Origin of the sequence: Microcystis aeruginosa LEGE 91341, assembly GCF_015206885.1 — a bacterium.
In the GTDB taxonomy this organism is placed as follows: Bacteria; Cyanobacteriota; Cyanobacteriia; order Cyanobacteriales; family Microcystaceae; genus Microcystis; species Microcystis aeruginosa_H.
Map to the genome: position 1 here is coordinate 1 of NZ_JADEXY010000130.1, position 11998 is coordinate 11998.

An 11998-nucleotide genomic window follows, 5' to 3' on the forward strand; every position below is an offset into this window, starting at 1 on the left:
CACTTCCCCATCCCTAGCCCCTGAAATTTAAAATATAAAACAGCTTATGAACCGTCAAAAATTTACTTGGGGATATTCTAGCTATAAATTGCGTCAGAGAGAAAATTTTAAAGAATTTCTGTGTTTACTGGGATTATTAATAGCAGCCTTAATTATCTATCTAGTGGGATTAGGGAATTTACCCTTGCGGGATTGGGATGAGGCAACAATCGCTCAGGTGGCCAAGGAAATTAGCCAAACCCCACTGGGACAATTGCGCTGGTTATTTCCTAGTCTTTGGGGTGATCCCTACCTGAATAAACCGCCGTTGATTCATAGTTTAATTGGTCTAACCTACCATTTCTGGGGCATCAATGAGGCCAATACTAGACTAATTCCCGCTTTTTTTACAGCTTTATCGGTGCCGCTTCTTTATCTTCTCGGTCGAGAAATTTTTCCGGCTCGTTTGCCAGCTTTACTATCGGCCCTGATCTATTTAACTCTGTTGCCGGTGGTGCGCCATGGCCGTTTAGCCATGTTGGATGGAGCGGTATTGTGTTTTGAAATCCTGATGTTTGTTGGTTTACTGCGCTCACGGCGCGATTTACGCTGGTCTGTGGGGGCGGGGTTAGGATTTGCCCTCCTTTGTCTGACTAAGGGGATTATGGGGCTATTATTGGCGGGTATCGGCTTTATTTTTCTGCTCTGGGATACCCCTCGGTTATTAACTTCTGCCTATTTTTGGTCAGGTTGGTTATTGGGAGCAACCCCCGCTTTTGCCTGGTACACCGCCCAATTTTGGCACTACGAGCGGGAGTTTCTCGATTCCCTTTTTGTTCAACAGTTAAAGCGAGTTAGTGACGATCTGGACAATCATCGCGGACCGTTTTGGTATTATCTGCTAGAAATTATTAAATATAGTTGGCCCTGGTTAATTTTCTCGGTTTGGGGTTTACGTTTAGCCCGTCAGGAACATCTCTACAGTTGGGCGAAGTTACTGTTAGTTTGGACGGGTGTTTATCTGCCGGTGGTTTCGGTAATGGCGACTAAATTGCCTTGGTATATTCTGCCGATCTATCCGGCCTTAGCTTTAGCGGCCGGTTATGCCTTGGCGCAGCTGGGTAATTTTCCCATCGATCGCCCCTATCATCCAATCTGGTCAATTATTCTGGGTATTGTCGGCGTTGTGGCGGGTTTATTAGCTTTAATGGTCTATTTCCAGGCTAAGTTTGCCGCTATTGAACCTCTCCATCCCTTAATTCTTTTAACCTTATTGTCACTTTCCCTGACCATGGTGACAACGGCGATTTTGTTAGCTCGGCGCTCGCAACAATTCATCGTGGTTTTACTCTGGGGAATGTTGGTTTCTTTGTTTATTTTTGTCAATTCTCCCCTGTGGATCTGGGAATTAAATGAGAATTTCCCCGTCAAACCGGTGGCGAGTTTAGTGCAGAAATATGTGCCAGCTGATCACCCTGTTTATATTGCTTTTGCCTACGAGCGCCCCTCGTTAAATTTTTATAGTGGTCGTCGGGTTTTTCCCCTTGCTACTGAAGAATTAATCAATCATTGGCAAAGTCACAAGCAACCTTACCTAATTATCGATCGTCAAACCAAAGAAGCTACTGATTTAGAAGGATTAAAGGCGATCGGATCTACGGATTCTGGTTGGTTTTTGGTGACGAAGCAGTAGTGAGGTTAATTTTGTGCATACTTTCGATAGCAAATTAGGTTCCGCTTTATCTTGCCGATTGCTGACTTGAAATATTACAAAAATTTTACAAGTTGCGTTAAAATCACCCCTAGCGATGAAACGCAGCACTTTTGTAATTGTTTAAACCGAGATTAATATGCTAAATAGGTCAATTACGGCCGAGAAAACCGAGGAATTCGCTCCTGCTGACCTGCAAGACCTGCTAGACTGTACCGATAGCTTTGTTAACCGTCATATTGGACCGACGGAGACGGAAATCGAGAAAATGCTGGCGGTTTTGGGTGTTGCTACCGTGGAGGAGTTAATCGCTAAAACTGTCCCGTCAGGAATTCGTTTACAAAAAAGCCTTAATCTACCACCTGCCTTGAGTGAATACGCCGCTCTTGCCCAATTAAAAGCTATTGCCTCCAAAAATCAGGTATTTCGCTCTTTTATTGGCATGGGCTACCATGACTGTATCACCCCGCCGGTAATTCTCCGCAACATCTTAGAAAATCCGGGTTGGTACACCGCCTATACTCCCTATCAAGCGGAAATTGCCCAAGGACGCTTAGAAGCTCTTTTAAACTTCCAAACTCTCATCACTAGCTTAACCGGTCTAGAAATTGCTAACGCTTCCCTCCTCGATGAAGGAACAGCAGCCGCAGAAGCGATGAGCATGAGTTACGGACTTTGTAAAACTAAAGCCAATGCTTTCTTTATCTCTAGTAGTTGCCATCCCCAAACGATTGAAGTTGTTAAAACCAGAGCGATTCCTTTAGGTATTGACATTATTATCGAGGATCATCGTCTCTTTGACTTCCAAACGCCGATTTTTGGCGCATTATTACAATATCCAGCCACCGATGGCGTAATTTATGACTATCGGGAATTTATCAGCAAAGCGCAGGAAAATGGGGCTTTAGTCACGGTTGCCGCCGATATTCTCAGTTTAGCCCTGTTGACTCCCCCCGGCGAATTGGGGGCTGATATTGCCGTGGGTAGCAGTCAACGCTTTGGGGTTCCCTTGGGTTATGGGGGTCCCCATGCCGCCTATTTTGCCACCAAAGATGCCTATAAACGCAGTATTCCGGGGCGCATTGTCGGGGTATCGAAGGATAGTCAGGGTAAACCCGCACTGCGTTTAGCTTTGCAAACCCGGGAACAACATATCCGCCGGGATAAAGCCACCAGTAATATTTGTACCGCACAGGTGTTACTAGCGGTGATTGCTTCCATGTACGCGGTGTATCATGGACCGGAAGGAATCAAGAAAATCGCCCAAAGAGTGCAGAAATTAACCGTTTTATTGGCAACTGGCTTAAAACAGTTGGGTTATCAGGTGGGGAAAGAACCGCACTTCGATACGCTTAAAGTTACGGTATCCACGGGAGTTAAGGACATCCTTGGGAAGGCAAAAACCCATAAGATTAATCTGCGTTATTTTGATGAGAATAATCTAGGAATTAGTGTCGATGAAACTACCACTTTCAGGGATGTGTGGGATTTATGGCAAATTTTCGCAGCAACCGAGGAATTACCCTTTACCACGGCGGAATTAGTCGAGAAAATTAGTCTAGAATTACCCGCTAATTTAACCCGTACCAGTGCCTATCTTACCGAGCCGGTGTTCAATCGTTACCACTCGGAAACGGAATTACTCAGATATCTGCACCGTCTGGAAACAAAGGATTTAGCCTTAAATACTTCCATGATTCCCCTCGGTTCCTGTACGATGAAACTCAATGCCGTAGCGGAGATGATTCCGGTAACTTGGCCAGAATTCGGCAAATTACACCCTTTTGCTCCGATTGACCAAGCAGAAGGCTATCAACTGCTCTTTCAACAGTTAGAGACTTGGTTAGGGGAAATTACCGGGTTTGATGGCATTTCTCTACAACCGAACGCCGGTTCTCAGGGAGAGTATGCCGGTTTACAGGTGATCCGAGCCTACCATGAAAGTCGCGGTCAAGGTCATCGTCAGATTTGCTTAATTCCTGAGTCCGCTCACGGGACTAATCCTGCCAGCGCCGTTATGTGTGGTATGAAAGTAGTGGCGGTTAATTGCGATTCTCGGGGCAATATTGATATTGATGACCTAAAAACTAAGGCCCAGAAGCATCAGGATAATCTAGCGGCTTTGATGGTGACGTATCCTTCCACTCACGGCGTTTTTGAACAGGGAATTAGCGAAATTTGCGCCTTGATTCATCAATACGGTGGTCAAGTCTATATGGATGGCGCGAATATGAATGCTCAGGTGGGTTTATGTCGTCCGGCGGATTTTGGCGCTGATGTCTGTCACTTGAATCTCCATAAAACTTTCTGTATTCCCCACGGTGGTGGCGGACCCGGCATGGGACCAATCGGAGTAAAATCCCATTTAGTGCCTTTTCTGCCCGATGTTTCCCTAGTTTTGGCGAAATTATCCCCAGAAACCTCTAACGGTAAGCATCAGGACTCAATTGGCGCAATTTCGGCCGCGCCTTGGGGTAGTGCCAGCATTTTGGTGATTTCTTGGATGTATATCGCTATGATGGGGGCAGCCGGCTTGAAAAAAGCGACAGAAGTGGCAATTTTGAACGCTAATTATCTGGCTTTTCGTCTGGAGTCGGCCTATCCGGTTTTATTTAAGGGTAGCGCGGGAACGGTTGCCCACGAGTGCGTGATTGATTTACGTCCCCTGAAAAAACAGGCCGGCATCGAGGTGGAAGATGTGGCAAAACGCTTGATGGATTTCGGTTTCCACGCGCCGACGGTTTCTTGGCCCGTGGCGGGTACAATGATGGTGGAACCCACGGAAAGCGAATCTTTGGGGGAATTAGACCGTTTTTGTGAAGCTTTGTTAACTATCTATCAAGAAGTACAAGCGATCGCTAATGGTACCATGGATATCCACGATAATCCTTTGAAAAATGCCCCCCACACAGCCGCAGTTTTAACTGCCGATGATTGGAGTCGTCCCTATTCCCGTCAACAGGCAGCTTACCCACTTTCTTGGCTAAAAGATTATAAATTCTGGCCGGTAGTGGGACGGGTTGATAATGCCTACGGGGACAGAAATCTGGTTTGTTCCTGTGAGGGGATGGACGCTTATAAGTAATCGTAATTCCTTGATAGTATTGGTGGGGTAGTGGCAAATTACCCCGCTTTTTTCTGGTTTTTTGGAACTTGAACTGTAAAATTATACTAAATCCGTTGAGTAACGCACAGAAAACGGGTTTCTCGAAGAAACCCGTTTTCTACTCATGCAAAAGGCAAAAGGGGTAATACATAGTCAGTTTTTAATAACTGGATTTAGTATTAAACACCTCTTGTGCCACTCGATCGCAACTTCCTACTGTTCCTAAACCGGCTTTAGTTTCTGCGTATTCATCTAACATTTTTTGGCGACGTTGCTGATTTAATAATAGGTCTAGACATTCCTCCATAATTCTCTCTGGGTTAGCTTCCTCTTGTAATAATTCGGGAACAATTTCTCGCATTAAAACTAAATTTACTGGTGAGACAAATGGTACAGAAAGCTTCATAATATTGCGGGCAATCCAAGCAGTAACTGCACTTAAACGGTAAACCACCACCTGCGGCACATTTAATAAAGCAATTTCGAGATTAACTGTACCAGACTTAGCCACAGCCAGATCGGCCGCGGCAATCGCTTCTAAAGTCTGATCTCGTTCCATAATCACCGCATTTAATCCATATTCCTTGACTAATTCTCGCATTTTTGGTTCGTATAAAGCTAGGGGAACGGGAATTAAAAACTTAATATCGGGTATTTTTTCCTGTAATTTTTGGGCAGCAGCACACACCGTCGGCACGAGATATTTAAACTCCTGTTGACGGGAAGCAGGTAACAAAGCGATTACCGTTTCTTCGGGTTTTATCGCCCATTTTTGCCGCATTTCTTGACGATTGGGAGCATTAGCCATACGATCAACTAAAGGATGTCCCACCCAAGTTACTGGTAAACCTTTTGTTTCAAAAAAACGAGCTTCGGCAGGAAAAATTGCTAATAATTTATCAGTGACGGCGATTAATTTTTCCGTATTAAATAACTTTTCTGCTGTGGACCTGAGTTTAGCTGAGGGGATATTTTCTTCTGACCAAATCCACACCTGTGGGGCAATATAATAAATTATTGGTACTTGGGGAATAATTTTTTTAGCCGATTGACCGATCGCCACATTTGCCCCCACATAATCAATTAAAATAATGATATCAGGGGGATGATCTCTAAAAAACTCTTTTGCTCGTTTTTGTAGTTGTAAAGTGGGCCAAATAAAGGGGATAGATTCAATTAATCCCATGGCAGCCAGTCGAGTGGTTTTACCCAACATTTTTGCTCCGGCTATCTCCATGCGATCGCCACCTAGGGCAAAAATTTCTAACTCAATTGCCTGGGTTTTAGCTAGTTTAAAAAGGGATTCAATCAGCATGGCTGCCTGTAAATCACCCGATACCTCACCCGTACTAATAAATATACGCATTTGGATAATTATTTGATAATAAAAGAATTCAGGAGTCGGGAGATAGGAAGGAGACAGGAGATGGGAGTCAGGAGACAGCTTTTTTCTTCTATCTCCCCAATTCATAATTCATAATTCATAATTCATAATTTCCACACCCTGTTCCTCAATCAAGAAATTATTTTCCCGGAATTAAACCGCGACGTTTTTCTCCGGTGGTAGAGGATTGTAAAAATTGACAGAGATGTTGAACATGGGGGTTATCGGTTAAGAGAGAAACTTGTTCTAAAGCTTCCTGAAGATTTATATTAGAACGATAGATAATCCGAAAAGCTTTTTTCAGTAAAGCTAAATCTTCATCGGTAAAACCGGCCCTTTGTAAACCGACTAAATTAAGAGTTCGCACGCGACAGGGATTGCCTTCTACTAAAGTAAAAGGGGGAACATCGCGATCAATACGACTCATTCCTCCTAACATGGCCATTTTGCCAATATGAACAAATTGATGTACTCCTAAAACCCCCCCGATAACTGCTTTTGATTCGATCTGGACATGACCGGCCAAGGCGACACTATTAGCGATAATAATGTTATCTTGCAAAATACAATTATGGGCAACGTGAACATAGGCCATTAATAAATTATTATTGCCAATTTGGGTAACTTCTCCCGTATCGGTGGCACGATTAATCGTGACAAACTCGCGAATTTGGTTATGATCACCAATTTCTACGCTACTTTCGCCCCCTTTATACTTTAAATCCTGTGGTTCATTACCAATAACAGCCCCGGAAAAGATATGATTACCCTTGCCAATTTTAGTCGGACCTTCAATGACCACATGGGCATCAATAATTGTATCAGCTTCAATTTCCACATTGGCCCCGATCACAGCATAGGGACCAACTTTAACCTTGGGATCAAGTTTTGCCGACGGATGGATAACCGCAGTGGGGTGGATTAACGTATTCAAAGGGAAGTCTCCCGCGCTCAACTTCGTCACTGTATGAATCAAGGTATAGCTTATCCTATATTGGACAGATTGTGATCAAGATTGATAGCGGTTGCTTAGGGGGGGACGACTTTAATGGGGAACCAGAACCCGATAAACTATTAACCAGATTCTCTTGATTCCTTCGTCCCTCCCATCCTGATAAAAAATATATGAGCAATAATAGACCTAAAATTATAGTCTTAGATGACGACCCGACAGGTTCCCAAACAGTCCATAGTTGTCTGTTATTGATGGGGTGGGATGAAGATACTCTCCGCTTGGGATTGGCAGATAATGCGCCAATTTTCTTTGTTTTGACCAATACTCGCGCTTTAACCCCCGAAAAAGCCGAGTCTGTCACGCGAGAAGTCTGTCATAACCTGAAAACTGCCTTAACTAAAGAGGGAATCGAGGATTTTTTGGTGGTTAGTCGTTCCGATTCTACCCTGCGCGGGCATTATCCGATCGAAACTGATGTTATTGCCGAAGAATTGGGCGGTTTTGATGCTCATTTCCTGATTCCAGCCTTTTTTGAGGGGGGTAGAATCACTCGCGATAGTATTCACTATTTAATCATCGATGGCGTTCCCACTCCCGTCCACGAGACGGAATTTGCTCGCGATTCGGTTTTTGCCTACCACTATAGTTATCTGCCGGATTATGTGGAGGAGAAAACGAAAGGTAAAATTAAAGCAGATGATGTAGAGAGATTTTTACTGGCAGATATCCGTCAAGGTAGTTTAGAACGACTGCAAAAGCTCAAAAATAATCAATGTGGGGTGGTAGATGGGGAAACTCAAGCGGATCTCGATCGCTTTGCTGAAGATATTTTAACCGCCGCAGGGGAGGGAAAAAAATTTTTATTCCGTAGTGCCGCCAGTATTTTAACTTCTTTGGCTAATTTAGGAACTCAACCGATCGCACCCGAATCTATGGGTAAGTATAAGCCTACCGGGGAAGCCGGGGCAATTATCGTCGGTTCCCACGTCAAAAAAACTAGCCAACAATTAGATAAACTGCTTCAACAACCCAACACCGTCGGAGTCGAAATCGATGTGACGGCATTGCGCGATCGTCCTGAGCAACGAGATCAACTCCTAGCACAAGCTCTGGAAAAAGTCAAGCTTATTCACAAAAATAAACAAACCCCCGTGATCTATACCAGTCGGCAAGAGTTAACCTTTGCTTCTGTGCAGAAACGCCTTGATTTTGGGGTTGCCGTCTCCACCCTGTTAATGGACATTGTTAAGGGTTTACCCAGTGACATCAGTTTTTTAATCAGTAAAGGCGGAATTACCTCCAATGATGTCTTAAGTACGGGTTTAAGCCTGCAATCGGCCCGTTTACTCGGTCAGATTCTCCCCGGTGTCTCCATGGTTCGTACAGCAGCCGATCATCCCCTCTTTCCTAATTTACCTGTGGTTCTTTTCCCGGGTAACGTTGGTGATGTCCAAGCTTTAGCCACAGTTTATCAACGTTTGTGTCAATAGGAGGCAATCAGTTATCAGTGATCAGTGATCAGTGAGCAGATGTGAGTTTTCAGGTTCTTCGTTACTTGGTATGGTTCGATAGGGGGGCATAAATCGACTAAATCCTTATCTGGCAAGAGATTTAATTGATTAGTTCGCTCTAGATCAAAAACAATTGACAAAAATCGCCAAATGTCTTTCTATATGAGAGTTTCATTCCTTATAATCCTGTACGTTGCATAAGACAAACCGAAGAACCAGTTTTCAGTTCACTGATTACTGTTTACTGGACTGATCACTGAAAAAGCTCCCCAATTCATAATTTATAATTCATAATTCATAATTCCCAGTGCTGCTGGCTGCTCAAGGTTCATAATGAAAGAAACATCGCTGCTGATAGCCGGTTAATTTTTATGAAAACTGTTGCCGATACGGACTTGCAAAGGCTAGAAGACTTAATTATCAATGGACAAAAAGCGATCGAAACTCGTTTCACGGCGATCGAGACTCGTTTCACGGCGATCGAGAATAGTATTGTCGAAATTAAGGCTGATATTGGCGAAATTAAAGCTGATATTAAGGAAATCAAGCAAGATGTTAAATCCCTAGAGATAGGACAGGCAAAATTAACCGAAAGAGTCGAAGGGATGGATAATCGCCTCAAAATAGTCGAGGGCAGTCAAAAAAATCAAATTTGGGCATTAATAACCATTTTAGGCGGTTCACTGATTACCGCTTCCGTCGGTTTGCTGATCGCTATTTTGCGCTTTGTCTTGTTTAAGTAAAAAATTATCTTTATGGATGAAACTAAAACCGGAATAAATCAAGAAATCGACCTAGAAACCGAAAAAATTGAGCCATCAGCCTCGGTTATGGAAAGATACGCCCAAATTCACCTAAAAAGTGAGGGCGAGAAATTGGTGCTAATTTTACCCAAAACTGGCGCCGGGGAGACAAGTCAGGATTGGACAGATATCTTGACAGGATTGAAATATTATCTCCGTAATAGCGGTCAAAACTGCCCCGCTAGAACACCTGTACACCTACAAGCAAGCGATCGCCTGATGGATACGCGGCAACTACAAGCGATCGCCACAATTTTAGACAGTGCCGAATTACCCCTACATACCATCCAAACTCAAAGAAGACAAACCGCAGTGGCAGCGGCAACTATGGGTTACAATGTCGAACAAATGCGGTCGAGTCCCACGGTTTTCGGGGACGAGCAACCGCTGCCATCCCTCCTCGCCGAACCTTTGTACTTAAAAACCACCCTGCGATCAGGTGTAGAAATCCGTCACCCCGGTACAGTTATAGTCATGGGCGATGTCAACCCCGGCGGATCGATCGTCGCTGATGGCGATATATTAGTTTGGGGGAGTTTACGCGGTGTGGCCCATGCGGGATTCCGCGGCGATCGAGCAGCGGTAATTATGGCCCTGCGAATCGACTTAACTCAACTGAGAATCGCGAAATTAGTGGCACGGGCCCCGGCTTTAAATAGCGATCGCATAGAACCAGAAATTGCCTGTATCAGCGAAGGAGGAATCCGTATCATTGGGGCTTATAATTTTTCCAGAACCTACACCTTTAAAGATAAAGTGGGATGGGTCGAAAAAAGGTGATCAGTGACCAGTAAACAGTGATCAGTAAACAGTGATTCAGTGACTGGTAAAAATAGCGATTAACTGCGTTGAAATGAAAAACTCTATCAACCCAATAACTGATAACTGATAACTGATAGCTGATAGCTGATAACTGATAGCTGATAACTGATAACTGATAACTGATAACTGATATAAATTATGGCTCGTGTAATTGTGGTGACATCGGGAAAGGGAGGAGTCGGTAAAACGACGGTAACGGCGAACTTAGGTTCAGCCTTATCTCAATTAGGCTGTCGAGTCGCCCTTGTCGATGCCGATTTCGGACTGAGAAATCTCGATTTATTGTTAGGACTAGAACAGCGTATCGTTTATACTGCCCTCGATGTGGTGGCGGGAGATTGTAGTCTTGATAAAGCTTTAGTTAAGGATAAAAGACAGGAAAATCTGGTTTTATTACCGGCGGCACAAAACCGCACTAAAGAGGCAATTACTGCCGATCAAATGAAGGATTTAGTCGCCCAATTGTCAAAAAGTTATGACTATGTATTGATTGATTGCCCGGCAGGAATTGAAATGGGTTTCCGCAATGCGATCGCCGCTGCTCAGGAAGCGATCATCGTTACTACCCCAGAAATGTCGGCGGTGAGAGATGCCGATCGCGTGGTGGGATTACTAGAAAGCGAGGATATTAAAAGTATCCGTCTGATTGTCAACCGGCTGCGGCCAGAAATGATCCAACTGAATCAGATGATCAGCGTCGAGGACATTCTCGACTTATTGGTAATTCCCCTGTTGGGGATTATTCCCGACGATCAAAAAATTATTATTTCCACTAATAAAGGAGAACCATTAGTATTAGAGGAGAAGACTTCCCTTCCCTCTATGGCCTTTAGAAACATTGCCCAACGTTTACAGGGTCGCGATGTGCCGTTTCTAGATTTAATGGCCGGTCAGGAAGGTTTTCTTACCCGTCTGCGTCGTCGCTTGTTTGGGCCTTAAACTCTCTCATCTCAACCCCTTAACCTACTATGAATGACCTGATCGATAAACTTCTAGCATGGCGCGGTTCGGGCAAAAGTGGCGACCAAGCTAAAAAACGCTTAAAACTTATTCTGGCCCACGATCGTGCCGATCTTAGTCCCGAAATTCTCGATATGATGCGTCAAGAAATCTTAGAAGTGGTCGGTCGTTATCTTGATATCGACACCGAGGAAACCGAGTTACTCTTAGAAAGTGACCAACGAACTACCGCCCTGATTGCTAATTTTCCGATTCGTCGCATCAAACGCCGTCCTTTAACCTAAAAATTGCCATGAAAACTCAACCGATCGAGCTTTGGCTTAGTCTAGCGGTCAGTCCCTTTCTTCTCTCCTATCTGGCCTTGCGGTCCCTCAATCATTGGTTAATTGAATTGGGCCAGGAAAGTGAGGAATTGTTTCGCGGCGATCGCTTGCCCCTTCTTAATATTCCCGAGCAGTTACCGGTCAACAGTGACCAATAATCCAAGAAAAAAGTCTTTTTGCCCCCTGAAAAGAGGCAATAATGGTGAAGTTTTTGTTAAAAATAGGAAAAAATGTGATCCTTTGGCATATAATCTCATTTTTGACAAACCGTAAAGAACTAATCCCCATAGATCAGCAATTGAATTACAGCGTTTTTCATTTCAACAAAGTACATCCCGATATATCAGGGAACAGGGGATAGGGATTTAGGGAGATAGGGAGATAGGGAGATAGGGAGATAGGGAGATAGGGAAATTTCAGCCCCACTACCCCAACACCCAACAC

General features: G+C 44.1%; 10 protein-coding genes. 8 read left to right on the plus strand and 2 right to left on the minus strand.

Annotation, left to right across the window (positions count from 1 at the left end; translation table 11 throughout):
* Positions 1–46: 46 nt before the first annotated feature.
* A complete protein-coding gene (locus IQ234_RS16805; protein WP_193957921.1) occupies positions 47–1672 on the plus strand; it encodes an ArnT family glycosyltransferase in 1626 nt (541 codons plus the stop codon).
* 157 nt (positions 1673–1829) lie between these two features.
* Positions 1830–4775, plus strand: a complete 2946-nt coding sequence (gcvP, locus tag IQ234_RS16810; RefSeq protein WP_193957922.1) for an aminomethyl-transferring glycine dehydrogenase — start codon at positions 1830–1832, stop codon at positions 4773–4775.
* A gap of 181 nt (positions 4776–4956) precedes the next feature.
* Here the strand turns inward: gcvP and lpxB are convergent, their stop codons facing one another.
* Together lpxB and lpxA are read right to left on the minus strand one after the other, a co-directional pair.
* Positions 4957–6162, minus strand: coding sequence for a lipid-A-disaccharide synthase (gene lpxB / locus IQ234_RS16815; RefSeq protein WP_193957926.1), 1206 nt, complete (start codon positions 6160–6162; stop codon positions 4957–4959).
* A 157-nt stretch (positions 6163–6319) separates the two neighbouring features.
* Positions 6320–7156, minus strand: a complete 837-nt coding sequence (gene lpxA, locus IQ234_RS16820; RefSeq protein ID WP_002764806.1) for an acyl-ACP--UDP-N-acetylglucosamine O-acyltransferase — start codon at positions 7154–7156, stop codon at positions 6320–6322.
* Between the two features lie 149 nt (positions 7157–7305).
* Between lpxA and IQ234_RS16825 the strand changes: the two genes are divergently transcribed.
* The 6 genes from IQ234_RS16825 (at position 7306) to IQ234_RS16850 (ending at position 11712) form a co-directional block, all read left to right on the plus strand.
* Positions 7306–8625 carry a four-carbon acid sugar kinase family protein gene (locus IQ234_RS16825; protein ID WP_193957923.1) on the plus strand — a complete coding sequence of 440 codons (1320 nt, stop codon included), beginning with the start codon at positions 7306–7308 and terminating at the stop codon, positions 8623–8625.
* Between the two features lie 392 nt (positions 8626–9017).
* Positions 9018–9389, plus strand: coding sequence for a hypothetical protein (locus IQ234_RS16830; protein ID WP_190722997.1), 372 nt, complete (start codon positions 9018–9020; stop codon positions 9387–9389).
* Positions 9390–9401: 12 nt separating this feature from the next.
* On the plus strand, positions 9402–10229 hold the full coding sequence (gene minC / locus IQ234_RS16835) for a septum site-determining protein MinC (protein WP_193957924.1): 828 nt from the start codon (positions 9402–9404) through the stop codon (positions 10227–10229).
* 180 nt (positions 10230–10409) lie between these two features.
* Positions 10410–11210 (plus strand): septum site-determining protein MinD, encoded by an 801-nt coding sequence (minD, locus tag IQ234_RS16840; protein ID WP_193957925.1) that lies wholly within the window; start codon positions 10410–10412, stop codon positions 11208–11210.
* Between the two features lie 29 nt (positions 11211–11239).
* Entirely contained in the window at positions 11240–11515 is a 276-nt protein-coding gene (minE, locus tag IQ234_RS16845; protein WP_002732811.1) for a cell division topological specificity factor MinE, read from the plus strand.
* An 8-nt stretch (positions 11516–11523) separates the two neighbouring features.
* Positions 11524–11712 (plus strand): hypothetical protein, encoded by a 189-nt coding sequence (locus tag IQ234_RS16850; protein ID WP_158201858.1) that lies wholly within the window; start codon positions 11524–11526, stop codon positions 11710–11712.
* Positions 11713–11998 lie beyond the last annotated feature (286 nt).

Coding starts and splice junctions, on each gene's coding strand:
- IQ234_RS16805 (WP_193957921.1), top strand. CDS start 47: ATGAACCGTCAAAAATTTACTTGGGGATATTCTAGCTATAAATTGCGT.
- gcvP (WP_193957922.1), top strand. CDS start 1,830: ATGCTAAATAGGTCAATTACGGCCGAGAAAACCGAGGAATTCGCTCCT.
- lpxB (WP_193957926.1), bottom strand. CDS start 6,162: ATGCGTATATTTATTAGTACGGGTGAGGTATCGGGTGATTTACAGGCA.
- IQ234_RS16825 (WP_193957923.1), top strand. CDS start 7,306: ATGAGCAATAATAGACCTAAAATTATAGTCTTAGATGACGACCCGACA.
- IQ234_RS16830 (WP_190722997.1), top strand. CDS start 9,018: ATGAAAACTGTTGCCGATACGGACTTGCAAAGGCTAGAAGACTTAATT.
- minC (WP_193957924.1), top strand. CDS start 9,402: ATGGATGAAACTAAAACCGGAATAAATCAAGAAATCGACCTAGAAACC.
- minD (WP_193957925.1), top strand. CDS start 10,410: ATGGCTCGTGTAATTGTGGTGACATCGGGAAAGGGAGGAGTCGGTAAA.
- minE (WP_002732811.1), top strand. CDS start 11,240: ATGAATGACCTGATCGATAAACTTCTAGCATGGCGCGGTTCGGGCAAA.
- IQ234_RS16850 (WP_158201858.1), top strand. CDS start 11,524: ATGAAAACTCAACCGATCGAGCTTTGGCTTAGTCTAGCGGTCAGTCCC.